General features: G+C 39.0%; 24 protein-coding genes and 1 tRNA gene. 19 read left to right on the top strand and 6 right to left on the bottom strand.

Annotated features, from left to right (window positions below):
- Positions 1-109 precede the first annotated feature (109 nt).
- The 5 genes from IHV12_RS01555 (at position 110) to IHV12_RS01535 (ending at position 5,239) form a co-directional block, all read left to right on the top strand.
- Positions 110-655, top strand: a complete 546-nt coding sequence (locus tag IHV12_RS01555) for a flavodoxin family protein (protein WP_197190336.1) — start codon at positions 110-112, stop codon at positions 653-655.
- 242 nt (positions 656-897) lie between these two features.
- On the top strand, positions 898-2,721 hold the full coding sequence (locus IHV12_RS01550; protein ID WP_197189651.1) for a PAS domain-containing sensor histidine kinase: 1,824 nt from the start codon (positions 898-900) through the stop codon (positions 2,719-2,721).
- A 221-nt stretch (positions 2,722-2,942) separates the two neighbouring features.
- The gene (locus IHV12_RS01545) at positions 2,943-3,728 is read left to right on the top strand and encodes a transporter substrate-binding domain-containing protein (RefSeq protein ID WP_197131949.1); all 786 of its coding nucleotides are present in this window, start codon (positions 2,943-2,945) and stop codon (positions 3,726-3,728) included.
- A gap of 104 nt (positions 3,729-3,832) precedes the next feature.
- Positions 3,833-4,492, top strand: coding sequence for an amino acid ABC transporter permease (locus IHV12_RS01540; protein WP_197131947.1), 660 nt, complete (start codon positions 3,833-3,835; stop codon positions 4,490-4,492).
- 24 nt (positions 4,493-4,516) lie between these two features.
- Positions 4,517-5,239, top strand: a complete 723-nt coding sequence (locus tag IHV12_RS01535; RefSeq protein ID WP_197132180.1) for an amino acid ABC transporter ATP-binding protein — start codon at positions 4,517-4,519, stop codon at positions 5,237-5,239.
- 36 nt (positions 5,240-5,275) lie between these two features.
- Here the strand turns inward: IHV12_RS01535 and IHV12_RS01530 are convergent, their stop codons facing one another.
- Positions 5,276-6,190 (bottom strand): DMT family transporter, encoded by a 915-nt coding sequence (locus IHV12_RS01530; RefSeq protein WP_197131944.1) that lies wholly within the window; start codon positions 6,188-6,190, stop codon positions 5,276-5,278.
- Between the two features lie 101 nt (positions 6,191-6,291).
- On the bottom strand, positions 6,292-7,188 hold the full coding sequence (locus IHV12_RS01525; RefSeq protein ID WP_197131941.1) for a formate/nitrite transporter family protein: 897 nt from the start codon (positions 7,186-7,188) through the stop codon (positions 6,292-6,294).
- A 262-nt stretch (positions 7,189-7,450) separates the two neighbouring features.
- Between IHV12_RS01525 and IHV12_RS01520 the strand changes: the two genes are divergently transcribed.
- Complete coding sequence (locus IHV12_RS01520; RefSeq protein WP_197189650.1) at positions 7,451-8,641, top strand: M14 family zinc carboxypeptidase; 1,191 nt, start codon at positions 7,451-7,453, stop codon at positions 8,639-8,641.
- 49 nt (positions 8,642-8,690) lie between these two features.
- Here IHV12_RS01520 and IHV12_RS01515 read toward each other — a convergent pair whose 3' ends face one another.
- Together IHV12_RS01515 and IHV12_RS01510 are read right to left on the bottom strand one after the other, a co-directional pair.
- Entirely contained in the window at positions 8,691-9,962 is a 1,272-nt protein-coding gene (locus IHV12_RS01515; RefSeq protein ID WP_197131935.1) for an MFS transporter, read from the bottom strand.
- A 37-nt stretch (positions 9,963-9,999) separates the two neighbouring features.
- Positions 10,000-11,307 carry an alkaline phosphatase family protein gene (locus IHV12_RS01510; protein WP_197189649.1) on the bottom strand — a complete coding sequence of 436 codons (1,308 nt, stop codon included), beginning with the start codon at positions 11,305-11,307 and terminating at the stop codon, positions 10,000-10,002.
- Positions 11,308-11,442: 135 nt separating this feature from the next.
- On the opposite strand from IHV12_RS01510, the gene IHV12_RS01505 reads away from it, so the two are divergent.
- Positions 11,443-11,892: a hypothetical protein gene (locus IHV12_RS01505; protein WP_197189648.1), complete on the top strand. Its 450-nt coding sequence runs from the start codon at positions 11,443-11,445 to the stop codon at positions 11,890-11,892.
- Positions 11,893-11,926: 34 nt separating this feature from the next.
- On the opposite strand, the gene IHV12_RS01500 is transcribed toward IHV12_RS01505, so the two are convergent.
- Positions 11,927-12,706, bottom strand: a complete 780-nt coding sequence (locus IHV12_RS01500) for a hypothetical protein (RefSeq protein ID WP_197189647.1) — start codon at positions 12,704-12,706, stop codon at positions 11,927-11,929.
- 270 nt (positions 12,707-12,976) lie between these two features.
- Here IHV12_RS01500 and IHV12_RS23005 point away from each other — a divergent pair, with 270 nt between their 5' ends.
- The 3 genes from IHV12_RS23005 to IHV12_RS01490 all read left to right on the top strand — a co-directional run bounded on the left by IHV12_RS23005 (position 12,977) and on the right by IHV12_RS01490 (position 15,239).
- Positions 12,977-13,096, top strand: coding sequence for a symporter small accessory protein (locus IHV12_RS23005; RefSeq protein WP_370568757.1), 120 nt, complete (start codon positions 12,977-12,979; stop codon positions 13,094-13,096).
- On the top strand, positions 13,093-14,691 hold the full coding sequence (locus IHV12_RS01495) for a sodium:solute symporter family protein (RefSeq protein WP_197189646.1): 1,599 nt from the start codon (positions 13,093-13,095) through the stop codon (positions 14,689-14,691). Before IHV12_RS23005 ends, IHV12_RS01495 begins: the two co-directional genes overlap by 4 nt.
- A gap of 89 nt (positions 14,692-14,780) precedes the next feature.
- Positions 14,781-15,239 carry a YndM family protein gene (locus IHV12_RS01490; protein WP_197189645.1) on the top strand — a complete coding sequence of 153 codons (459 nt, stop codon included), beginning with the start codon at positions 14,781-14,783 and terminating at the stop codon, positions 15,237-15,239.
- A gap of 111 nt (positions 15,240-15,350) precedes the next feature.
- Here IHV12_RS01490 and IHV12_RS01485 read toward each other — a convergent pair.
- Positions 15,351-15,426 (bottom strand) — tRNA-Ala (locus IHV12_RS01485).
- Positions 15,427-15,834: 408 nt separating this feature from the next.
- Between IHV12_RS01485 and nagZ the strand changes: the two genes are divergently transcribed.
- From nagZ to nagE, 9 genes are all read left to right on the top strand, one after another.
- Positions 15,835-17,856 (top strand): beta-N-acetylhexosaminidase, encoded by a 2,022-nt coding sequence (gene nagZ, locus IHV12_RS01480; RefSeq protein WP_197190335.1) that lies wholly within the window; start codon positions 15,835-15,837, stop codon positions 17,854-17,856.
- Between the two features lie 16 nt (positions 17,857-17,872).
- Positions 17,873-19,126 carry an exo-beta-N-acetylmuramidase NamZ family protein gene (locus IHV12_RS01475; RefSeq protein ID WP_197189644.1) on the top strand — a complete coding sequence of 418 codons (1,254 nt, stop codon included), beginning with the start codon at positions 17,873-17,875 and terminating at the stop codon, positions 19,124-19,126.
- A 122-nt stretch (positions 19,127-19,248) separates the two neighbouring features.
- Positions 19,249-20,436: an N-acetylglucosamine-6-phosphate deacetylase gene (gene nagA / locus IHV12_RS01470; RefSeq protein ID WP_197189643.1), complete on the top strand. Its 1,188-nt coding sequence runs from the start codon at positions 19,249-19,251 to the stop codon at positions 20,434-20,436.
- A complete protein-coding gene (gene nagB, locus IHV12_RS01465; protein WP_197189642.1) occupies positions 20,433-21,152 on the top strand; it encodes a glucosamine-6-phosphate deaminase in 720 nt (239 codons plus the stop codon). The genes nagA and nagB overlap by 4 nt, the downstream gene beginning before the upstream one ends.
- An 8-nt stretch (positions 21,153-21,160) precedes the next feature.
- Entirely contained in the window at positions 21,161-21,880 is a 720-nt protein-coding gene (locus IHV12_RS01460) for a GntR family transcriptional regulator (protein WP_197189641.1), read from the top strand.
- A 52-nt stretch (positions 21,881-21,932) separates the two neighbouring features.
- Positions 21,933-23,306 (top strand): PTS transporter subunit EIIC, encoded by a 1,374-nt coding sequence (locus IHV12_RS01455; protein ID WP_197189640.1) that lies wholly within the window; start codon positions 21,933-21,935, stop codon positions 23,304-23,306.
- 19 nt (positions 23,307-23,325) lie between these two features.
- Positions 23,326-24,384, top strand: coding sequence for a DUF871 domain-containing protein (locus IHV12_RS01450; RefSeq protein ID WP_197189639.1), 1,059 nt, complete (start codon positions 23,326-23,328; stop codon positions 24,382-24,384).
- A 37-nt stretch (positions 24,385-24,421) separates the two neighbouring features.
- A complete protein-coding gene (gene murQ, locus IHV12_RS01445) occupies positions 24,422-25,327 on the top strand; it encodes an N-acetylmuramic acid 6-phosphate etherase (protein WP_197189638.1) in 906 nt (301 codons plus the stop codon).
- A 14-nt stretch (positions 25,328-25,341) separates the two neighbouring features.
- On the top strand, positions 25,342-26,748 hold the full coding sequence (nagE, locus tag IHV12_RS01440; protein WP_197189637.1) for an N-acetylglucosamine-specific PTS transporter subunit IIBC: 1,407 nt from the start codon (positions 25,342-25,344) through the stop codon (positions 26,746-26,748).
- Positions 26,749-26,781 lie beyond the last annotated feature (33 nt).

Raw genomic sequence — 26,781 nt, 5'->3', positions numbered from 1 at the left:
CTATTCTTTGTTTCTATTTTTTATGAGATTACGATGCAATCAACCATTTTTTTGAAGAGAGTTTCTAGCAATTAAGATGATACGTAAAAGAAAGGTGATAAGAATGAAAATCGCAGTTATTAACGGCAGCTCTAGAGAACATGGTAACACGGAAGCACTGACTCAAAAGGCATTAGACAACATTCAGCATACTTCTTTTTACCTCAAAAACTTCAAAATCAATCCTATAGATGATCTACGCCATGATGCAGGCGGATTTGTTAAGGTAGATGATGACTACGAGGAATTGATCAAAGAGATTCTACAATATGACGTACTTATTTTTGCTACACCTGTTTATTGGTATGGAATGAGTGGGATCATGAAAAACTTTGTAGATCGGTTCTCAGAGAGTTTACGAGACGAAACCTTAAACTTTAAGAAAACCATGGGCGATAAAAAAGCTTATGTTATTACAGTAGGGGGAGACCATCCTCGAATAAAAGCACTGCCCTTGATTCAGCAATTTCAATATATATTCGACTTTTTAGGTACAGAATTTGTTGGTTATTTAATAGGAGAAGCAAATGCACCTGAGGAGATATTAGCTGACTCAAAAAGCTTGGGAGATGCTAAATCATTTAAGACAGCTTTATCGAAGCACACTGAGAAATAATCAGTGTGCTTTTGTATTTTAATTATTATAGGTCTTCAAAAGGTTTTCTTCAAAATGTTCACTTGATGGATTGTTATTCACTAGAGAACCTGTTCTATTCAAATCTAAGTCTTAATTGGTAATCTTTGATCTGAATCCAAAAAGAGGAAAATAACTCTTGTGTTTTTTTGTATTTAATAGAAAAATAGAGAAAAGGCATTTCTTGTAAATACTTTAAAAATAATTCAACAAGGATGTAGAACATGCGAGAGACTTCGTTTGAATTACAAAATACAAAACAAATGATGCATACGTTCTATGAAGCGGTTAATAATGGGATTATCGTTATAGAACCATGTGGCACAATTCTTTACGCCAATACAAAAGCGTATGGCATGTTAAGATTGTCTGATTCTGAAGTAGAAGGCTCATATGTATATGAGTTGCCATTTTTTATAACAGATTCAAACAAAGAGAAATGGTCACTTCAAGAAGCTTACATTCAACATGAGAAAAACAAAAAAGCAGAATATCAGATCGAAATAGATTTAATCTGTAAAAACACGGGCTATTCTTCTTCGTTGTCTGTTTCTATCATTCCTCTTAAAGATAATGTGTGTGATCTATCTGTCATTACACTAACGGATAACCAGGAGCTAAAACGTACGGAAAAAAAATTGAATCGCAGTCAGCAGCGCTTTAACTCGCTTGTCGACTCAATGGAAGACACTGTTTTTACGTTAGATACAAATTTTGTACATACTGGCATCTATGGAAGATGGATGGAGAAACACGGTGTTAAGCCATCCTACTTCTTAGGCAAGACCGTTCGCGAAGTTTTTGGCGCTGAGATTGCTGATGGTCAAGAAAAGGCATGTCGTCTTGTTTTGCAAGGCAAATCTCAATTTTATGAGTGGAGTAATGTGCGTGATGGTGAACGTCTCTATTATCAGGCTATCCTATCTCCAATTAATAATGACCAAGGTCAAGTGGAAGGAATTGTAGGTGTTTCTAGAGATATCACCCAAAGCAAGAGGATGGAACTAGGACTACGAGAAAGTGAAGAGAGGTTCCGTCAGTTTGCTGAAAATGCAAAAGACATCTTTTGGATGCAAGATTATAAAACGCATCAGCTACTTTACATATCAAAGGCTTTTAAGCAAATTTGGGATGTCGAAGAAACGGAGCTGATTGAATCTGTTTTTACAGACGTTCACTCGGAAGATCAAGAAGCTGTTTCAACGTTCATCAAATTAATCGCGCAAGGTGAATCACAGATTGAATACCGGATACATGGGAAAAATAACAGAGTCCGTTGGATCAGAACAAGAGCATTTCCGATCACCAATGACGATGAAGAGATCTATCGCATAGCAGGTATTTCAGAAGATATTACAGATTTAAAAGAAAAAGAAGAATTGCTCAGAAAATCAGATAAACTCACGGTCGTTGGTGAGCTTGCGGCAGGAATCGCTCATGAGATTCGTAATCCGCTAACAAGTATCAAAGGATTCGTCCAACTTATGAAAGCAGACATGGAAGATCTTCATAGTGAAATCATCTTGTCTGAGATGGATCGGATTGAATCGATCATTACTGAATTTTTAGTATTAGCTAAACCGCACCAGGAAACTTTTTTTCAGCAGAGAAACGTAAATGATTTTATTAAACAGACGATAACGCTGTTGGATTCAGAGGCGAACCTTAATAACGTTCAATTCGAGACGCACTTAATGAACGTTCCTCAGATTCTTTGTGAAGGAAATCAAATTAAACAAGTAATCATTAATGTGATTAAGAATGCGATCGAATTTATGAATGGCGGCGGCACCATCTTTGTAGAAACAGGAGCACATGATGAAGGCTATGTCTTTATTAAAGTTACTGACCAAGGAGTGGGAATCGGCGAAGAGCGACTTGCAAGACTTGGAGAACCTTTCTATTCCAATAAAGAAAAAGGCATAGGGTTGGGACTAATGGTATCTTTGAAGATCATTGAAAATCATCATGGAAATATTACATTTGAAAGTATGTTAGATATTGGAACCACGGTTACAATATTGCTGCCGACTAAACTTTTGCCATAAAGATTTGATAATGCGCATTTCAGTATATCTGAAATGCGCATTTTTTGCTTGCTAAATAAGTGTTTACGAGTTTTTTGTAAAGGGTAACCATATACAAGATGCATGAAAAATCTGATCTTTTTGATAGGTGGGAATTCACGTAAAATTGAGAACATTTCCAATTCATGCTACCCTTGTCTAGTAGGGGAATCTACAAAATGGGATATTCAAGGAGGATAAGAATGAAAGATTTCAAAAAGAAGATTGGGATGTTAGCTGTCGTTTTTTCAATGTTTGTACTAGCTGCATGTGGCAGTAGTGAATCAAGTGACGGGGGTCCAGAATTAAAGAACGAAGGTGAATTTAACTTTATCGTATCAGGAGAGTTTCCGCCTTTCAGCTCGGTTGATAAGGGAGGGGAACTAACAGGCTTTGATGTTGCAGTCGGTGAGGCGATTGCTAAAGAACTTGGTCTAAAGCCTGTTCCAGAGAAGTTTAAATTCCACGGCGCTGTATCCGCTATTAAGGCAGATCGTTTTGACGCAGCAGTGGCAAGCCATACAATCACTGAAGACCGCAAGAAAGCAGTGAATTTTAGCGAGCCTTATTATTACTCAGGTCCGGTAATCTTTACAAGACCAGACAGTGATATTAAAACAAAAGAAGATTTAAAAGGAAAAGAAGTTGCTGTTTCAAAAGGCTCTACCTATGAAAAATCTGCACAAGAATTTACAGATCAAATTAAAAACTATGACAGTGATGCTACAGCATTGCGTGCTTTGAGCGAAGGAAAACACGATGCGGTTATTACTGATGCTATCACTGGTAAACAAGCGATCGAAAAAGGATTTAAAATCGTCGAACAAGAGCAGCTTGGTACGAGTGAACAAGCGATTGCTATTAAAAAAGAAGATAAAGAATTGCTAAAAGCGGTTAATAAAGCATTAAAGAAAATGAAGGATAACGGTGAGCTCGCGAAGCTTAGTGAAGAATACGTCGGTGCTGATATCACGAAGAAGCCTGAATAATGGTGGAGCCGCCCTCATGAGGTTACGTGCAGGGTGGCTTTCTTTTATCCATACATTCGATCACACACCATTAACAAAGAGAATAAAAAGGGGAGGACAATGGCATGTTTGATCTCGCACACATTTTAGACGTATTAGTTGAAAGTTATCCGCTCTTCATGAAGGGACTTTTGATCACTCTACAACTTACCTTTGTATCTATTTTAATCGGTACGGGGATTGGACTTGTTTTTGCATTATTTAAAATCTCTGGAATTAAAGTCCTGAATTGGATCGCGAATATTTATATTGCACTCATTCGTGGTACACCTTTGATCGTACAGATTTTCATCTTTTACTTTGGTCTAGCAGAGTTAGGTATTTCTGCTTTTTGGTCTGCGGCATTTGGTCTTGCTATGCATAATGGAGCTTATATTGCAGAGATCTTCAGAGGTTCTATTCAATCGGTTGATAAGGGACAAATGGAAGCAGGACGCTCTTTAGGGATGACTTATGGATTGGCAATGAGAAGAATCATCCTGCCGCAAGCTTTTAAACGAGCACTACCTCCTCTAGGCAACCAGTTTATTATCGGTCTGAAGGATTCATCACTAGCATCCTTTATTGCCCTTAACGAGTTGTTCAGTATAGCAACGACACAGGGATCGAGGACATTTGATGAGATGACGTACCTGATTATTGTTGGTCTATACTATCTAATACTCGTTCTGCTTTTCACATTACTTGTTAATCTGTTAGAAAAGAAACTATCAGCTGGGGAATAGGAGGTGTCTGAGTTGAAAAAAGAAATGATACGCATTGAAAACTTAAAGAAGAGTTTTGGAGATTTAGAAGTATTAAAAGAAGTGAATCTTAACGTACAAGAGAGCGAAGTGGTCGTCTTAATCGGTGCAAGTGGTTCTGGAAAAAGCACGCTGCTTCGATGCATTAATTTTCTAGAGATTAAAAATGGTGGTAAGATCGTCATCGAAGAGGAAGAAATCGATCCGAAAACACATAACTTAAACGAAGTACGTCAAAGAGTAGGGATGGTTTTTCAGCACTTTAACTTGTTTCCTCATAAAACCGTATTGGAAAATGTGATGGAAGCTCCTCTAAATGTAAAAAAACAAAGTAAATCAGAAGCAGAACAGGATGCAAAAGCTTTACTAGGGAAAGTTGGTCTTTCTGATAAAGCAGATGTCTATCCAGCGAAGTTATCGGGTGGACAGAAGCAGCGTGTTGCTATTGCAAGAGCGCTTGCGATGAAACCAGATATCATGCTTTTTGATGAACCGACATCAGCACTCGATCCAGAACTTGTAGGAGAAGTGCTCGCCACAATGAAAGAGCTAGCGCAAGAAGGGATGACGATGGTCGTTGTAACTCATGAGATGGGCTTTGCAAAAGAAGTTGCAGACGAGGTCGTTTACATGCACGATGGACAAATCTGGGAAAGAGGAAAGCCAGAAGAGATTTTTGATGCCCCGAAAGAAGAGCGAACGAAAGACTTTTTAAGCTCTATTCTATAATGAAACAAAAAAGGTGCAGCGTTTATGCTGCACCTTTTAATGTCTGTTTTGAATGGTGGGAGTTTGAATATTTTTTCCTTTTCGTTCTTGTATCATAAGAACAGCACCCAGTACAAATATAATACCGATACTCTGAACAATGGATATGGATTCTTTGTATAGCATCATTCCCATTAAGGTAGCTACAACCGGTTCAATAGTAGATACAATAGCTGCTTTACTAGCATCCATCTGTTTTAAGCCTTGTGTATAGAACCAGTAGGCAAATACGGTTGGAAAAAGGCCGAGTCCGATAACATTCATTAAAACGGATGGGCGAAACACTTGGATATTAGCAGAAGTCATATCGCTAATCGGAAATAGAGCAAGCATCGCAAAGAAAAAAGTGTAGATGCTGATAGTGAGCGTTTCATATTTTCGACTCGCTAACTTTCCAAAAATACTGTAGAGCGAATAGCCAAAGCCGGCTCCTAGACCAATCAGAAGACTAGTAATCGATAGTTCCAATTGAGCGGAGAACAGACCTGATACGAGTGTACATCCAATGAAAGTAGCGGTAAGGGCTAGCAGCTTCTGATGAGTTAATTTTTCTTTAAATACGATACTAGAGATTACAAGCACAAAAGCTGGAGCCGTATACAAAAGAATAGCTGCAATGGCGAGTGATGACGTTTGTATCGTCGTAAAATAACACCAATTAAAGAAGGAAACACTTAATATCCCGGTACCTAAGAAATACCAAGTATCCTTTAACTTGATTTTGAGTAGAGCAGGATTTTTTATAACAATCCATGCAAGGAATAGTAGAAAAGCACTGATAGCTCGTAAAAAGACAATCTGTAACGAAGTAAAACCGGCAAGCGAAAGTTCTTTAACGAAAAAGCCGATGATGCCCCAAAGAGATGCGCCTATCGCTACATATAGAAAAGCAAGTTTCGTTTGATAAGGCAAATTGGTTCATCCCCTAAAAAAATAATCTTAATCCTACTGAAACTCTAACAAAAAACACCTTTACTGTATATCACAATAAAGGTGTTTCGGAGTTTCTTTTATTATTCCATCTTATGCTTTATCTTTTCTACTTCCTCTTCTTCCTCTTTCACGATATTATCATCAATGTCTTCTTTAAAAGCAAAAGAAAGTAACAATGATACTAATATACCTCCGCCGATCAAGTTACCAATCGTAGCAGGAATTAAATTAAGAAGTATAAATTCATACCAACTGTATTCAAAGCCTTCTAAAACGGTAATGCTGAAATACCCCATGTTGGCCACGGCATGTTGAAAATTTCCTGCTTCAAAGATAATTACAGGTAAAAGAATTCCAAAAATTTTACCCATTACATCACGTGCAGCTGTTGCGAGAACGGCTGCAATACCGATCAGCCAGTTGGCAAGAATACCAGAGAATAATACTTGAAACCAACCCCATGTTCCTCGTTCAGTGAACTCCATCTTTTTTTCCATGAACTTTAGTAGGGTTTCATAAAACTCTTTGTCTAATGAACCTGACATATTTAGAAGGAACCCAACAAATAATGCTCCTAAAAAGTTACCAATATAACAGATCCCCCAAAATCGCAGAACCTTTTTACTGATCCAATACTTGCTTTGTAGAATATAGCTTGGAAGTAACACATTAATTTCCGTAAAAAGAATAGATCCTGATAGAAAAATCATAGTATAGCCGATCGCGAATCCAACACCTGATAACAGGTTATAGGTACCAGTTGTGTCTACTCCCATAGATAACAAAACAGAACCTAGTGCACCAAATGCGATAAATGCTCCTGCCATAAAAGATAAAATGAATTGAGCTAAGTTTGTAATCTGTAAAGAAGCTTTGCCTTCTTCAATAAAATACTCAATAATCTGTACTGGAAAAAAGTATTGCCGATCTGGAATATCAGCTTTTTTGTTATTTTTGTTGTCCTGATTCTCTTTCATTTTTGCATTCCCTCTTATTATGTCATCCTCGTCCTACTACTCTTCCCATAATTCGAAGTAAGCAAAACCACATATGATGAAATTTATACAACAAATCTTATTATTTACTTTTAAATACCAAATTTATATGAAAATCGACTTAATTATGGTAAACAAATTGAAATATTAAAGGTGACTATCCTCATGCGAAGCCGTGCTAATCCTTATCTATACTATTAATATATTCAAATAATTTTAGAGTGTATTGAAAGGAGAGAACAGATTGAAAAAAGGTCTAGTGTTGTTTATGGGGATATTACTTGGGAGCTTATCATTTTGGAGTTACAAGGGAGAAGCAGCAAGCTATGTAAATCCAAATCAAACGTATACATATGAAACGATGACGAGTAACATCAAGACACTTGCCCAAAAATACCCGGGGTTAGTCCAATATCGATCCATTGGAAAAACGCCTTATGGCAGAGACATCTGGGCTGTTAAGCTAGGGAGAGGTGATGCGACGGTTTTATACAATGCATCACATCATGCAAGAGAGTGGATGACAACAAATATCGTGATGGAAATGATCGATCAATATAGTGAACGCTATGTCTCCAACGGTACGATGGACGGCTATAATGTTGCAAACGTATTAAACAATACGTCGATCTGGTTCGTACCGATGACGAACCCAGATGGTGTCGTACTTCAGCAAAAAGGATTGTCCGCTTTTCCTACATCAGCTCATGCCAATCTCATTAAGATGAATGGTGGAAGCAAAGATTTTAAAAGATGGAAGTCGAATGCCCAAGGGGTTGATCTGAACAGACAATATCCTGCGCGTTGGGAACAGATATCAAATAATGCAAAAGCTCCTTCTTATAAAGATTACAAAGGTAGCGCTCCCCTTGTAACGAAGGAAGCAAAAGCGGTGTCGGCTCTCACTTATCTAGTAGACCCGGAAATTACGAACTCCTACCACACAGCTGGAAGAATACTATACTACCATTTCAATTATGGAACCAACACCTTTGAAGGGGACAAAACCCTCGGTACAACTCTTGCCAACATGACAGGGTATCGACTAATCCCTCCTGATACACAGTTATCAAGTGGTGGTGGATACAAAGACTGGTTCATTCAAACCTTCAAACGTCCTGGTTTTACGTTTGAACTAGCTCCATATGCAGGAGAGACGAATCCGCCAATCACGATTATTAATGAAGAATGGACAAGGAACAAAAAAGCAGGACTTTATATGGCAGTAGAAGGGGATAAGCGTTGGGAGAAACGTATAACACCAGTGACCAAAACCATCACTCTTACTCAAAAAGTTCCTTTGCATGACCGTCCTCATGTAAACCACAAAATGGCTGCAGCCAGTCTGTATCCAGGAACGTATAAAGCGAATGCAGCGTATGGAAACTTTTATCGCATCCAAACCATACTTGGACCAAAATGGATCGTTAAATAAAACATAAAGAAAAAACTGCTCTCTAGAATTTGCTAGAGAGCAGTTTTTTCTATGCGCTGATCGTGTGAGATGAATCCACTTTCGGTTCTGGAACAAACATAAGAATCGTAATGCCGATGATAAAAAGAACGACAAGACTGAACACGGCACTAGCAGAATTACCGGTAACTTGAGCGGTTACGGCGATTAACAACGGCCCCATAATGGAGGCGAACTTGCCGAAAATATTATAAAAGCCAAAGAATTCGTTCGAGTTTTCTTTCGGAACCAATTTAGCAAAATAAGCACGGCTTAGCGCTTGAATTCCACCTTGAGACGTAGCAACTAGCATCGCTAAAATCCAGAAATCCATTGTTGTTTTTAAGAAATAAGCATAAATACAAACGATAATGTAGACCACTATTCCAACGTAAAGCATCTTCTTACCTGTAAATCTTTCTGCTAACCTTCCGTATAGAATGGCAAAAGGGGCAGCGACCACCTGTGTTACAAAAAGGATGATTAAAAGGTTAGTAGAACTGATTCCAAGATCTGAACCATAAGCGGTGGACATCGTTATGATGGTCCCGACGCCATCGATATAAAAGAAATAGGCGAGCAGAAATAAAAATAGAGCCCGATACTTTCTTATTTCTTTCATTGTTTTACCTAAACGTTTAAAGCTGTTGATCAAAGGTTTCGGCTCTCGTTCGATACCGTACTTCTGATAAACGTTCTTCAGCATAGGAATCGTAAATATCCCCCACCATATCGCAGTGATCAAAAATGCAATCTTGCTAGCTAGAGTAGTTGAGATCGGCAGAACTTCATTTTGTGCCAACACGATAATCGCGATACTGATCAAAAAAGGAATCGTGCTCCCGATGTATCCTAATCCAAATCCTCTTGATGACACTCTGTTCATTCTTTCTTCTGTTGTTACATCGGTTATAAAAGCATCATAAAAGACATTAGATCCGCTAGAGCCGATTGCAGTTAATGTATAAAAAATTAATAATAAGAGCCATTGATCACTTGGAATAAAAGCTAATGATGCGGTAGAAATAAGACCAAGTGCGAAAAAGAAAGTGAAGAATCGCTTCTTTAATCCTTTATAATCAGCAATTGTTCCTAGTACGGGGCTAAGCATCGCTAATATGAACGTAGCAATCGCGATCGTATAACCCAAATAAGCGGTTGAATCTGAAGAGCTGACTCCTGCATTTGTGGCAGCTGCTTTAAAGAACAAAGGAAATACAGCTGTTGAGATAATAATTGAATACGCTGAGTTTGCCCAATCATAATACATCCAGCTATTCTCTTCTTTCGTAAACCGTTTCATAGGTTTTGTCCTCTCTATACTAGAATTTAGTTAAAAACTAGATGTTTAAAAACTCTTGTACGACTTTACCATCCGTTTTTCCTAAATCTAGACCTAATAGTTTAGCAAACGTCGGCCCTTCATCAATTAAATGCATGGAAGGAACAACAACATTTCTTTGTATCCCTTTACCTGCTAATAACAGGATAGTAGTGTAGTCTTCTTTTTCAGGAGAATAACCATGACAAGCATGCGTGAACCGTTTTTCCCTCACATCTTGATCTGTAATGTTGTTTAGAAAAGAGCCTTGATGTTCTTCGTTAAAATAAAAACCTCGTCTAGCTTCTACCATAAACGCACATTGATCATCAGCACCGGTTGCAGCCGCTTGTTCTTGACTGTAGATCTTTTCAATACCATTTCTTTCATCAATCAATAAGTGGTCCAGCAGTTTTTTCACTACCTCCTTTGTTTGTAGATCAGATGAATCCTTCAGGTAAATATATGCTGATCCATCACAACTTTTGCAATAGGCTTTCCAATTTTGTATAGCCCCTTTTGAATCAGTGTCTATCAATCCATGTTCTTTTAATAGTACATTCAGTTTAATAGCTTGGCTCTCATCAAGTGCGCTATGATCTCCTAATACGGCGATCGTCGTTTCTTCATATATACCAGCTTCCTGTAAGGATTCGATAATTTTGCCAAGTCTGTTGTCATGTCTTTTTATCGCATCCATTGCTTCATCAGAAGAAAAGCCATGATAGTGCCTCTGTGAATCAAGATCCACAAAATGAACAAGCAATAGCTCAGGTTTTTTATTCTTAATCGTATGTATCGTGGACTCTAAAACAAAATCATCAAGCTCAGGCTGGTTCAAACCACTACGCAGATGTCCGAATCGACGGTTCATATCAAGTTGATATCTTTTACTTCCGTTTAAGAGAGAAACAGGAATCTGGTGGTGCCACTTACGGTTCGCAAAAATTTCGGGCATGTTGTAATCGATGTTCGCTCTTGCAGTCACTGGCCAAAGGAGAGCACCGGTAGTCATACCTGCTTTTTTAGCTTCATCATATAAAGTAGTTCCTTTAATATGTTTTCTGTGCCAATACCAATCAGGCGAAGCTTTGCCTGGCTGTGTTAACGTATTATTTACGATTCCGTGGTTTTTTGGATACCTTCCTGTAACAATCGAGGTATGACAGGGATACGTTACAGAAGGATAGATTGTCTCTACTTTTTTGCAATGGGACCCTTGATCCAATAATTCCTTAAAATGCGGAAGCTGCTCTAAGATAGGAAAATCAAGGGAAGAAAGACAGTCAAAAGAGATGACAACTAAATGATTGGTTAGACGGGACATAACACTCCTCCAAAAGTTGCTAAGATTAACCATTCTAAATTAAATGATAGCATAAGGGAATATAACGCGTGTAAAGTCTATGTATGAATTATAAAAAATCATACCATTTCCTTTCCAAACTTTGTAAGTTGTGTTATGAATGAATTATCTCATTATATAGCGGGTGATGAAGTGATCAAATGGTGGTTAAGTGTAGTATTAATGTTTTTTATCACATCTGGTGTAATTCTGTACATCTTGACGATGGATTACGCTTCTGAAAAAGCAATGGTAGAAATCACAAAAGAATTAAAGTCCAATGAAGATGAGATCACGAAACTTCTAGAAGACCCAGAGATTAGAAAGTACATAGAAACAGGGAAGCCTCCAAAGCAGAAGTTGCCATTTACTACAAAGAATGATGCTGTTCAATTCATCTCTGAGAGATACACCATTCAAGAACTAGCTTCCATTAGAGAGAAGGTAAGTAAAGGCTTGAATGAAGACGAAAAGCAAGCTGTATATGAGAAGCTGCTCGAAAAAGTTACAGATGATGAGCTGATGGCGCTTAAAGTAGTCGCTTTAAAAGAGATAAAGAAGAAATAAAAAAAGCCCGTAACAGGGCTTTTTTTCTATGACTTTAAAACGATACTCTAATTTTTCCATCAACTTTTGAAATATGGTAGCTCTCAAATTCACCAGTTTTGACTTGAATCTCTTTCCCAGTTTTAATAACTTCTTGAATCTGTTCCTTAATCGTAGGATGCATATCGTATAGTACATCTATGTTTTCGATAGAAGTCATATTAATACCCGTGCTAAAACTCATAATCATTTGATCGGTAGAACTATCAAACATCAAAAAACTGTCGCTGTATTCAATCGCATAAAGAGTAGCATCATGTTTCTTTGCGATGGCTACGAGATCTTTTAAGTTCTCATGTGTATCATCCATTAAGCTAACATATGTGTAACCACCAATAATTTTAGTTTCAGGCATCTTCGCTTGTGCTTGCTCTTCTACTTTAGGTTTTTCCTCCACATTTTTTGTTTGTGGCTGAACAGCAGGCTTTGGTTCAGGTTTTGTTGTTTGAGTTTTACTTTCTTTCGGCATTTCGGAAATCTTTGGCTGTTCTACTTTTTCTTTTTCAACATGTTTTTGGACGGCTTCTTCATTTTGCGTTTGAACAGGAACGTTCACTTTCGATGCTGCTACCCGTTTTTCATTTTTTTCAACATCATTTTGATTTAGTTTTAGTGTAACTACTTTATCGGTTTGTGTAGGAGTGACAACCTCCTGTTTAATAGGAGTATTTTGTTCTGTTGCTTTTACTTTGCTCTCAAAATCGCTATCATTTAATACCCCGATTGTTAGTAATGCTGTTGCTGTAAAGATGACCGTACGTTTTTTGAATTTCAATGTTATGTCCTCCTCATTGTCTTGTTATTTATTAGACGAGAGAAGTCCTGAAATGGTTTCACTAATATTACAGAAATATTTCATAAATATTACAAAGTGCATTTTCCTATAAAAAAACGTGAACCTTAAAGGGGATTCTGTGGATAAAAAGAAGTCATATAATACGTCGGTGTGAGGAGGCAATAGGCGAGTTTATTTTTTTACATATTTTATGTAAGCGCATTCATTATATTTGGTGTTCACATTTTTTCATTGGAGGGGATTATATTTATGCTTGGAATGGAAGATGGACTTATCGCATTTGTATGGGTGGCTACTGTTGTTTCGGCATTAGGGTGTGTTGTCTTTGGGGGAATCATGTGGAACAGAGGAGGTAATGACTCAAAATGAATTTTGCAGTCCTCATTCCGATTCTTATCGTATATATGGGTATCATGTCTTGGCTGGCTTATTATGGATATAAAAAGACGGTAACAGAGTCAGATTATTTAGTAGGCGGTCGAAACATTCACCCAGCGATCATGGCATTGTCTTACGGAGCTACTTTTATCAGTACGTCGGCCATTGTCGGTTTTGGTGGCGTCTCAGCGGCTCATGGATTTAGCTTGTTATGGCTAGCGTTTCTTAACATCGTACTAGGTATATTTGTCGCTTTTGCCATTTTCGGAACCAAGATTAGAAAGTTGTCACTAGATCTAAACGCTACAACGTTTCCTACACTGCTAGGAAAAAGATATGATTCAAAATTTATCACTGTTTTTTCAGGAGCTATGATATTTATTTTAATGCCAGCCTATACGAGTATTGTTTTGATCGGAGGAGGAAGATTTCTTCAAGAATCTCTTTCGATGAACTTTAATCTCGCTCTTATTCTGCTAGCTGCAATCATTGGGATCTATGTAGTAACAGGTGGAATTAAGGCGGTCATGTATACCGATGCGTTTGGTGCGGTTGTCATGTTGATTGGGATGGCTATCTTCTTATTCGTCACCTACCAAGCAGTAGGAGGCATTATGGAGGGGCATAATGGATTAACCGCAATGAAGGATCTTGTGCCTCAAGCTCTTATCGATCAAGGTCATCAAGGCTGGACAAGTATGCCTGAATTCGGATCACCTCTTTGGTGGACTATTGTAAGTACCATTATCATGGGAGTAGGAATAGGAGTTCTAGCACAGCCTCAACTTGCGATGAGATGCATGACTGTAAAAGATGATCGAGCACTTTATCGTTCTGTATTAGTCGGAGGTGTTTTTATCTTTTTTATGACAGGTGCAGCATTCGTGATCGGCCCGTTAAGCAATCTTTATTTTTATGAAAAAACAGGTGAGATCGCTTTAACAGCCGCAAAAGGAAACGTCGATCTTATCATCCCTATCTTCATTAACCAAATCATGCCTGAATGGTTTATCTATCTGTTTACACTCACTTTATTATCTGCCACAATCTCTACAGTTAGTTCACTCATTCATGTTCAAGCAACAGCTTTTGGCCAAGATATTTTAAAAACTCTTGGTATTCAATCCTTATTTGGATCGAAGCTCAATCCTTCAAGAATCGGCGTGCTCATTGGGGTAATCGCTGCTGTTATATTAGCTTACTTGCTTCCAGCGGGAATCATCGCTCAAGCAACAGCCTTTTGGTTTGGTATATGTGCTGCCGGATTCATGCCAGCTCTGATAGGAGCACTTTATTGGAAAAGAGCTACGAAGACCGCAGCTACAGCAAGTATGATCGTTGGGTTTACAGTAAGTATCATCGGTTTCTTATTCATGCACCTTAAAGAATCTGCTGCTATCGGGTTATCACAAGCATGGTTTGGAAAACCAGCAATATTTCCTTATCCATGGACGCATATAGACCCTCTTTTCTATGCTTTACCTATGTCTTCGGCTGTATTTATTATTGTTAGCTTGTTCGATAAAAAAACAAGCTTTACTCAGAAAAAAGAAAAAGAACCGATGATCCCAGCGGTATCTGAATAAAATATTCGAGGCAAACACAATTCAGTTCAAGAAGTATGAACCTCCACTATTTGTTGCAAACTAGGAACAGATTAAGGAGGTTTTTTATTATGGATCAAGTAAAAGTCATTATTATGAAATTTCTTGTGTGCCTGATCGCATTTTGGATCGGACTCGATCTGTTCTTTGACGCTTCGATCAGTGATATCGTTTCTTTTGCGGTTACAACAACTGCAATCACATATATTGTAGCGGACCGTATTCTTCTGCCTAGAATAGGAAAGAACAACACGTTGATGGCAGAGTTTATTCTAGCGTATATGGTGGTTTGGATTTTCGGTTCGATTCTGTTAAATGGGTACATGCAGATTGCGTGGGGAAGTGTAATCGCAGCGGGTATTATCACCGCTACAGAAGTTTTTGTTCATCAATACTTATTAAAACACATGCCTTCAAAGAATAAAGAGAGAAACGGGAGACAACAAAGAAGGTTTAGACCAGGTTTTCGTTATGCAACTGAATTTGCTGAAGAACAAGATCCAAGAAATAAAAATAATAAACAAGAATAGTCTCCAAAAAAGTATCATGGCGTATAAGAGCATGATACTTTTTTGTTCTGAATAGAAAAACCCCTTGAGCTCTCTCAAGGGATTAGTGATTCGTTTGAATTTATATGTATATGGTGGAGACTAGCGGGATCGAACCGCTGACCTTTTGGCTGCCAGCCAAACGCTCTCCCAGCTGAGCTAAGCCCCCGATTAATACTGACATAGAAAAGTATATAATTATTCTGAAAGTGGAGCAAGTCCTTTTTGGATAAATCTGCATACCCTCGTTCTTAACATCAAATAATAATTAAAATATATAACAGTTATGATTTATCAAAAATTTTAGTCATACCTAACTCTCCTCTAAATGACACTTTCTCAAAAGATATAAGTCTTTTTTACCTTAAAAGTATTTTTATTAATACTGGTATAGACAACTAGGCCTAGTAGTTTAAAGGACTTAAGTTCTGTTTTGTACTCTTACGACAGGAACCGCTTTTTTTCTACCGAAAAGTGACAAAGAAAGAAAGCGCTACCAAATTTTAAGGAGGTTAGTAATGTGAAAAAATCAATAAACATTCGGTATGTTCTTTTGATCGCCCTATTGATCGTTCCTATGTTTGCTGGAATTGGGAAGGCTGAAGGTGTTTCAGCCAAACATAAAAGAAATGAAGGATTAATGATCGCTCAAAATATGCCGCAACTAAGTAAGCATATTAACGGCGATACAGTAGATTTAGCAGCATTGATAACAAGTAAAGATGGAACATATGTCGAAGCGACAAATCATTTAATATGGAAATCACTTAATAAAAGAGTTGCCTCTGTAAACAGTGAGGGCCTTGTAAGCTTAAATGGTAAGAATGGTTCAACAATCATCATAGTTACAGATGGTAAGTCGTTCGACAAAATCGGAATACACGTTAAAAACGGGAAGGCAGAATTTATAAAACAAAAAAACCAAAAATATGACGTGATCAAAAAAGCGATAAAGTCTATGACAGTAAAAGAAAAGGTTGGCCAGATGTTAATGCCAGATTTCCGAAATTGGAAAGGGCAACCTGTAACGGAAATGAACGATGAGATTAGAGAACTTGTAAAAAAATATCACCTCGGTGGCGTTATTCTATTTAGAGAAAATGTAGTAACAACAGAGCAGACAGTTAGATTAGTGGATGAATATAAAAAAGCAAATGAAGATTATGGTTTATTGGTTTCAATCGACCAAGAAGGTGGAATTGTGACACGTTTGCAGAGCGGTACCGATTTCCCAGGAAATATGGCGCTTGGTGCCACAAGATCAACGGAGATGGCGGAATCTGTCGGACATGCCATTGGATCAGAGCTTCATTCGCTAGGAATCAACATGAATCTAGCGCCAGCTTTAGATGTAAATAATAATCCTGATAATCCTGTTATCGGTGTTCGTTCATTCGGCGAAGATCCACAACTTGTTGCTGACTTAGGAACTGCATATATTAAAGGATTGCAAGATTCAGGAATGGCTGCTACGGCTAAACATTTCCCTGGTCATGGAGACACAGCAGTAGATTCTCATTTAGGTCTGCCTTCTGTTCCTCATGAAAAGGAAAGACTCCTAGAAGTTGAGCTATATCCTTTTCAGCAAGCGATCAATAACAATATAGATGCCATATTAACAGCTCATGTTACATTTCCTAAGATTGATCCAACAACTGTTATTTCTAAAAAAGATGGAACAGAAATCAATCTTCCAGCTACATTGTCCTATGAAGTATTAACGAATTTGGTGCGAAAAGAAATGGGCTTTAAAGGCGTTATTTCTACAGATGCACTCAATATGAAAGCCATAGTAGATCATTTTGGTCCAGTTGATACTGCTGTTCGTGCAGTAAATGCTGGAACAGACATCGTACTAATGCCAGTGGGGTTAGAAGAAGTTGCAAATGGACTTTATGAAGCAGTAGATAATGGTGAAATTACAGAAAAAAGGTTGAATCAATCGGTTGAACGCCTATTGACTTTAAAAGCGAATCGCGGGATTTACAAACAAGTAAGCGAAACACCAATAGAAGAGAAAATTGGACACGCAGAAGAAGTTGTTGGCAACCAAGAGCATAAGGCTTTAGAGAATGAGGTAGCAAGAAAATCAATAACACTTGTAAAGGACGAAAACCTTTTACCTGTTAACAAAAACGAAGTCAATTCTGTAGTTGTTATTGGCAATACCTATATTGAAAACCTTCAACAAGCGTTAGCTGCTCACCACTCTTCAGTAGAGTTAATTAAAGCAGATAAACCTTTAAATGCTGAACAACTGCAAAAAGTAAAAGATGCGGATCTCGTTGTACTCGGAACTTATACGTCTACCGTATCTGGTCGACTACCATCATCTCCACAAATGCAGATGGTGAATCAAGTTATTGATACAGCACCTGGTAAAACAGCAGCTGTGGGAATAAGAAATCCATATGATATTATGGCGTTTCCTGAAGTTTCAGCTTATCTTGCACAATACAGCTTCAGAGATGCTAGCTTTAGGGCGGCAGCAGAAACTATTTTTGGATTGAACAACCCTTCAGGTAAGCTGCCTGTTACGATCTATGAAGATGGTTTAGAACAGATTCTATATCCGTTTGGTCATGGCGAAAGCTACTAATAGGGGGAAATAGACTATGAGAAAATGGGGAATTTTTTTAACGATATTGATGTTGTTTTCTTTTATATTGCCAGGTGCTCAAGCTACGAACCAGAAAGGTTTCGATCATAAGAAAAAGTTTAAGACAGGACTAGAGCAATTGTTGAATCATGATATGAGGGTATTAAAGGGTAAGAAGGTCGGTTTAATCACGAACCCGACTGGAGTAGACCGCAACTTGAACAGTATCGTTGATGTTTTATACAATCATCCAGATGTAGAGTTAAAAGCATTGTACGGACCTGAACACGGAGTTCGAGGAAGCGCTCAAGCTGGAGAATATGTTGAATTCTACATTGATCCAAAAACAGGTCTTCCAGTCTACAGCTTATATGGAGCAACGAAAAAGCCAACTCCTGAGATGCTTGAAGGAATCGATGTTTTAGTGTTCGATATACAAGATGTAGGCACGCGTTTCTATACGTATATTTACACGATGGCTTATGCGATGGAAGCAGCCAAAGAGAACAATATTCCATTTGTGGTACTCGATCGTCCGAATCCATTAGGAGGTAAAGAAGTAGAAGGACCTGTATTAGATCCTGCCTACTCTTCATTTGTTGGCCTTTATCCCATTCCGCTTAGGCATGGTATGACTGTAGGAGAACTAGCTAAATTATTTAACAAAGAGTTTGATATTGATGCGGATTTAAAAGTAGTAGAGATGAAGGGGTGGAAGAGATCTTGGAGCTATGAAGATAGTGGACTCGAATGGGTGTTGCCTTCACCTAATATGCCTACAAAAGATACGGCACTTGTATATCCTGGAAGTGCACTGATCGAAGGCACGAACGTTTCAGAAGGTCGTGGAACGACTAAGCCGTTTGAATTGATCGGTGCTCCATTTATTAATGGAGATCAACTAGCTGAGAAATTAAATAAAGAAGCTCTGCCTGGTGTTACATTTAGAGCAGCCTCGTTTACACCTGCTTCATCAAAACATGCAGGGAAGCTATCTCACGGAGTTGAGATTCATGTTAAGGATGAAAAGTTATTCCAGCCTGTTCTTACTGGAATCACTCTTGTTAAAAGCATTCATGATCTTTACCCAAATGATTTTGAATTTAGGGCAGAAGATAGTAGAGGGATCTCTTTCTTCGATCTATTAACCGGAAACGGATGGGTTCGAGAATATATTGAGACAGGGCGAACTGTAGATGAAATTGTTTCTCGGTATGATCAAGAACTGGAAGAGTTTAAAGATTTACGAAAAAAATATTTACTATATTAATCGTATTTGAGAGCTAAGGCGTTTTCTTTAGCCTTAGCTTTTTTATTTGAATTTTCTGACTGGTATAGACAACTAGTCATAAGAATGATAGGCTAGGCATAAAGTGATAAAGGGGAGTGGACATGAAACCTGATATTTTACTAGTTGGGAACTTGATTAACGAAGAAGGAAAGCTCATTAAAAATGGATATGTGTGGATCAAGAACGATAAGATTCACTATGTTGGTACTCCAACCCCCTTTTCACCAGATGAAGATGTAATAAGGTATACCATGCCTCAAGACTGTATCATCATTCCTGGCATGATCGATATTCATATTCATGGTGCTGCTGGAGCAGATTGTATGGACGGTACGGAAGAAGCACTTGAGATTGTTGCAAAACATCTCCCAGCAGAAGGAACGACATCCTTTTTAGCAACAACGATGACTGAAGAGACATCTGTTATTCATAACGCACTGAATGTTGCTGCAAACTTCATAAAAAAATCTCGAAGTCCAGCCGCTGAAATGCTGGGTATCCATTTAGAAGGACCTTTTATTTCTCCAAAACGTGCAGGTGCACAGCCTACGTCTTTTATTCAGGAGCCTGACGTACATTTATTTACAAAATTTCAAGAAAGTGCTGAGGATCAAATAAAACTCGTCACTTTAGCACCTGAAATGGATGGTGGACTTGAACTTACAAAGTACTTATCTTCACAAGATGTGATCGCTTCGATCGGTCATAGTGACAGTTCTTTTGTAGAAGTAAAAGGTGGGATTGAAGCAGGTATTTCTCATGTTACCCATTTATTTAACGGCATGCGCGGAATACATCACAGAGATCCAGGTGTTGCTGGTGCTGCTCTCTTACAGCAAGAATTGATGGTTGAGATGATCGCGGATGGCGTTCATGCTAGTCCTGAGATGATTCTACTAGCCTACCATTCTACTGGTGCAGAACGCACGGTCTTAATTACGGATTCAATGAGAGCCAAAGGTTTAGGAGAAGGATCCTACACACTTGGTGGCCAGCAAGTAACTGTAACAGGTAATGAAGCTAGATTAATTGACGGAACACTAGCAGGAAGTATCTTACCGATGAATGTTGCTGTTAAAAATATGATGGATTATACACAGTGCTCTTGGTCGGATATTGTGAAGATGACGAGTGAGAATGCTGCAAAAGAGCTGCGGATCTTTGAGCGGAAAGGAAGTCTCTCGGTTGGTAAAGATGCCGATATTACGGTGTTGACGGAGGACAGCGATGTACTTATGACATTTTGTCGAGGCGAGCTTGTGTATCATCGAAAGGGGGAACGAGTTTGAGATTGATCAAGGTTTCCGATGAAGAAGAGCTTAGTAGAATGGCAGCTGAATATGTGTTTTCGAAAATAAAAAGTTCAGAAAAAATTGTACTTGGTCTTGCTACGGGGAAGACACCTTTAGGCATGTACCGACACCTTTCAAAATATAGTAAAGAGTATAAGCAGTCCTATTCACAAGTGTACACGGTTAACCTTGACGAATATGTCGGTTCCAGAGCTTACCATGAATACATGCAACAAAACTTTTTCGACCATATCGGAATCCATAAGAATCAAACTCATCTCCCAGATGGTAACGCCGTAGATCTTGAAAATGAATGCAAGCGCTATGAAGAAGTGATCAAACAACTGGGTGGTATCGATCTTCAGGTGCTCGGTATCGGAGAGAACGGACATATCGGTTTTAATGAACCGGGTACAGATTTTAGTTCGCGCACGCATGTAGTGAAGTTAACAGAGTCGACATTAAGGGCGAACGCTAAATATTTTACACATGAGAAACAGCCGCGAAAAGCGATTACGATGGGCATCGGCACGATACTAGAGAGTAAAGAAATCCTGCTTCTTGCTGCTGGCGAAAAAAAAGCGAGGGCAGTAAGAGCGCTATTTCAAGGTATCATGAATTCCGATATACCTGCGACAGTTCTTAATCATCATCCTAACGTTACTGTGTTAGCCGACAAAGGTGCAAGGAGTCTTTTAGAAGAGGAGAGTTAAGTATTTTTATGATTGATAAAACATCACCAATGCCACTTTACTTTCAGATCGAAGAAGCGATCAAACAAAAGATTGATAAGGGTGAATGGGAAGCTGAAACCATGATACCTTCTGAAAGAGAATTTTCTCTAAACTATGAAGTAAGCCGCATGACAGTCCGGCAGGCTATCAATAATCTTGTGAATGATGGCTATTTAACCCGCCGAAAAGGAAAAGGTACGTTTGTTTCTGCAAAGAAAATAGAGCAGAAGCTTCTAGGCCTTACAAGCTTTACAGAAGACATGAAATCACGGGGCTATAAACCCGCATCTAGACTCATATCTTTCCAAAAAACGACCGCTGAAAACAGATTAGCAAAAGCGCTTGAGATCGAAGAGGGTCAAGAAATTTATGAGATTAAACGTGTTCGCCTTGCAAATGACATTCCGATGGCGTTTGAGACTACTTATGTTCCCGTTGATCTTCTTGAATTAAACGAATCACATATAAAAGAAGGTTCTTTGTATTCTGAAGTTGAGAATGCAGGCTTTGTAATAGATTACGCGACACAAAGTTTAGAAGCGTCCATTTCGCGTGAAGCAGAAAGCGAGATACTCGAGATTACAAAAGGCGCAGCCGTTCTTCTTATTAAGAGACAGACTTATTTAACGACAGGAAGGCCACTTGAGCTCGTTCATTCGGTGTATCGAGGCGATCGCTACAAATTTATGATCGATATGAAACGCTGATAAAAAGCGTTTTATATAAAAATGAAAGCGTTTACTAAAAGGGGGAAGAAGCATGGGGAAAGAGCAGCAAATGGCTCATGGTATCATCGAAAAACTTGGAGGTTCTTCAAACATCCAATCGTTGATGCACTGTATGACGAGAATTCGGGTTAATCTACACGATCCTTCAAAGGCAGATCTAAAAGGTCTTAAAGAAGTAGATGGTGTGCTGGGTGTCGTTGAAGATGATACATTGCAGATCATTGTTGGTCCTGGCATCGTTAATCGCGTCACGCTTGCGATGAGCGAAGAAACAGGTATGAATATTCAATCTGTTGATGAGACGGATCCTATGGACCTCGAACAGTTGGCCCGGATGAATAAGGATGCCATCAACAAGAAGAATGCAACACCTTTCAAACAGTTTTTACGCAAGATCGCTAGTATCTTTATTCCGCTGATTCCTGCTATTGTTGCTTCTGGTTTAATTATGGGAATCACGAATGCGGCAATTAACTATGGCGCAGATAAAGACACATCATTCATGCAGATGATGGGTGTTATCGGTGGAGGATTGTTTGCTTACTTGGCCGTATTCGTTGGTATCAACACAGCAAAAGAATTTGGAGGCACCCCTGCACTTGGAGGAGCTGCCGGAATCTTAATCATCAATCCGAACCTAGCTAATATTACACTTTTTGGTGATCCATTAGTTGTTGGTCGTGGTGGTTTAATAGGAGTTATGTTAGCTGCCATATTTATCGTCTTTTTAGAAAAGAGAATTCGTAAATTTGTTCCAGCAGCTATTGATATTATTGTTACGCCAACTTTAGCGTTACTGATTACAGGCTTTGCAACACTTTATGTCCTGCAGCCAGTTGGTGGTTTTCTTTCAGATGTTATCACAAAAGGACTATTAAATATTCTTGATGTAGGCGGTATTTTCTCTGGACTTATCTTAGCAGGAACATTCCTTCCATTGGTCGTAACAGGATTGCATCAAGGGTTAACACCAGTACACATGGAGCTTATTAATACGATCGGTGATGATCCGCTATTGCCGATTCTAGCGATGGGTGGAGCAGGGCAAGTTGGTGCTGCCTTTGCTATCTACTTTAAGACAAAGAATCAGCGTCTTCGTAAAGTTATTAAAGGTGGATTACCTGTTGGTATGCTCGGAATTGGTGAGCCATTAATCTTTGGTGTTACCCTTCCGCTCGGGCGACCGTTCTTGACAGCATGTCTAGGAGCAGCAGTTGGTGGAGCGTTTCAAGCCTTCTTTAAGATAGCCACTGTTGCCATCGGTGTGTCAGGCATTCCACTCGTGTTCCTTGTAAATGCAAACGAAATGGTTCTCTATCTAGTAGGTTTAGTAATTGCTTATTTCTTCGGGTTTTTATTCACATGGACGTTTGGATTTAAAGAGAGTATGGCAAAAGACATCTAACGAATCAGGAGTGAACATTTTGTGTTATGGTATTTCAATTTACCTGAGTGAATCAGACACGTTTAATAAAAACTGGATGGAGAAAGCAGCTAAAAGTGGCTTTCAATACATCTTTACATCTCTTCATATTCCTGAAGAGAAGGACGTGGATTACGTTAAACAAGTTAAATGGTTAGGGAAAACGGCTCAAAAGTTTCATATGGAAGTAATGGCTGATGTTTCACCGGCTTCTCTAGAGCGGTTGGGTTTATCTTTTAATGAACTACCTTCTTTAACAGACTGGGGCATTTCGGGTATCAGGGTGGATTATGGGTTTACAGCCAAGCAGATCGCTTGGCTGTCTCACCACCTGAAAGTTGGCCTGAACGCAAGTACCATTGACGAAGAAGAGCTTAAGAAGTTGATGGATGAGGGACTTCAACCGAATCAAACAGAGGCTTGGCACAACTTTTATCCAAAACCGTTTACAGGTATCTCTAAGCAATCTCTTTATGAGAGAAATGCTCTGTTTCATCGGTATGGAATCAAGACGATGGGATTTATTCAAGGTGATGAACAATTACGCGGCCCTCTTCATTTAGGGCTTCCTACAATTGAGAATCACAGACATGTATCACCTGCACTTGCTGCGTTGGAACTTCAAGAAATGAATACGGATAAAATCTGTGTAGGAGATTTGAACCTTACGAACAAAACGTTGCAAGAATTAAAGTTTTTAATGGAAGGTACAGTCCCTCTTTATGCCGACTTGAACAAAGGATACGAGACATTCGGCAACATGGTTCATACGAATAGAATGGATGCTGCAGAGTATGTGATCCGGTCCGTTGAGTCACGACATCAGCCTTCTCATTTTCGATCAGAAGCTCATGAGTTAGATGTATTTAATGAAGGAACGATAACAGTTGAAAACGAGTTATATGGCAGGTATGCGGGTGAACTTCAGATTTGTTTAAAAGATATTCCTGCTGATACAAAAACGAATGTAGCGGGACGTATAAAAGAAGAGAGCTTGTCACTGATGAAGAAAGTTGGAAGCGGCAAGAGATTTGTGCTGCTGAATTCAGATGTGAAATAAAGTTTTGTTAACTATCAATCATTTAAAGGAGATCAAGATGGACTTAACCAAATTGGCTACAGAGAAAAGAAACCCTGACACGTTAACAATTGATGAACTTACAACTTTAGAAGTGATCCAAAAAATACACGAAGCCGATCTGGGAGTAGCCAGTCGTATTACTCCTGTTTTAAAAGAAATCAGTTCTGTCGTTGAAAAAGTAGTAACAGCTTTTGAAAATGAAGGTCGATTGATTTATATAGGTGCTGGAACTAGTGGGCGGTTAGGTGTGTTAGATGCATCAGAGTGTCCTCCCACATACGGCACAGATCCAAAGTTAGTCGTAGGGATAATTGCAGGCGGTGAGTATGCCTTACAACATGCGATCGAAGGAGCGGAAGATGATGCAGAGTTAGGTCAATCCGATCTTCAATCATTGAATGTAACAGAAAGAGATGTTGTTGTTGCGATTGCGGCTTCTGGCAGAACTCCATATTGCTTAGGTGCGATGAAATACGCCAAAACAAAAGGAGCATTAACGGTGGCTCTTGTTTGTTCTGTGGATTCGCCGATGGAAAAACTTGCGGACATTAGCATTCCTGTTATAACGGGGCCAGAAGTGGTCACAGGCTCTACCCGAATGAAAGCTGGTACCGCTCAAAAACTTGTGTTGAACATGATCAGTACAGCGAGCATGGTGAGATGGGGTAAAGTGTACAGCAATCTAATGGTAGATGTTCAACCGACGAATGAGAAACTAAGACAACGAGCTAAAAATATTATTATCGAAGCTTCTGGTGCAACAGAAAAAGAAGCGGAAATGGCTTTGCAAGAACAAGGCGGCAACACAAAGGCCGCAATTTTTCAGCTTGTGACAGGCGTCGCACCACATGAAGCTAAACTGCAACTAGATGAGCATAATGGAAAGTTAAAAGAAGCGATACGTAATTTCACTCAAAAGTGAGAGGGGTAGGTACTATGTTAGGTTTCTTACAGCGGATTGGTCGGGCGCTCATGCTTCCGATTGCAGTTCTTCCTGCAGCTGGACTTTTGCTACGTTTTGGTCAAGACGATTTACTAGACATACCATTCTTAGTTGCTTCAGGAAACGCGATTTTTGGTCATCTAGCACTTTTATTTGCGATAGGCGTTGCAGTCGGACTATCTAGAGATGGGAGTGGAGCTGCTGGACTTGCAGGAGCAATCGGTTACTTTGTATTAACAGAAGGAGCCAAAACATTTGCCGAAGTAAACCTGAATTATGACGGGAAATTTGATATGTCCGTCTTAGGAGGTATTCTCGCAGGGGTTATAGCTGGACTTTTATATAATAAATTTTATAATACGAAACTGCCAGAATGGCTTTCTTTCTTTGGAGGTAAACGATTTGTTCCAATCGTAACTGCTGGAACGATGGTACTTTTAGCGCTAGTCTTCGGATTTATCTGGCCATACCTTCAGATGGGGTTAGAGAACGTTGGTACTTGGATAACAAGTGCAGGAGCAATCGGTGCAGGTATATTCGGTTTCTTTAACCGCTTATTAATTCCACTTGGACTTCATCATGTACTCAACAGCTTCTTATGGTTTGTATTTGGTGAATTTACAGGTGAAAATGGGAAGGTAGTTACGGGTGACTTATGGAGATTCTTTGCCGAAGATCCTAAGGCAGGCTTCTATATGGCTGGATTCTTTCCTGTAATGATGTTCGGGCTACCAGCTGCGTGTTTAGCCATGATTCATACAGCAAAAAAACATCGGAAGAAAGCAGTTGCGGGTATGTTAGGAAGTTTAGCACTCACTTCCTTTGTCACTGGTATCACAGAACCTATCGAATTTGCGTTCATGTTCCTATCTCCTTTATTGTATGTGATTCATGCTGTATTAACGGCTGTTTCAATGTCGGTCGCAGTATTACTAGATATACATCACGGGTTCACGTTTTCTGCTGGTGCGATTGATTATTTCTTAAATATTGGAATCTCGCAAAATGGTTGGTTGTTACTTCCGATGGGAGCGGTATATTTTGTCTTATACTATGGAATATTCCGTTATCTGATTGTAAAACTGAACTTGCAAACACCAGGCAGAGAAGATGAAGAATCTATAGTTTCAGAAGCCGCAGCAACTTCTACAACCAATGAAAGGTACGAAACATCTGCATCGGCGTACTTGAGTGCACTCGGTGGAAAAGACAATATCGTGCTGCTTGAAAACTGCATTACTAGATTACGAGTTCAGATTAAAGATTTGTCAGCAGTTGATGAGGAAGGTTTAAAGAGAGCAGGATCTAAAGGGCTGATTAAGCTTAATAACCAAAATATACAGGTTGTCGTAGGTTCTGAGGTTGAACCGATCGCAGATTGTATGAGAGATAAGCTATAAAGCTATAAAAAAAGACCGCCATCTTCTTGAAGA

The organism is Fictibacillus sp. 7GRE50 (assembly GCF_015903875.1).
GTDB classification, from domain to species: domain Bacteria; phylum Bacillota; class Bacilli; order Bacillales; family Fictibacillaceae; genus Fictibacillus; species Fictibacillus phosphorivorans.
This window is presented reverse-complemented; position numbering and strand designations above follow the sequence as displayed.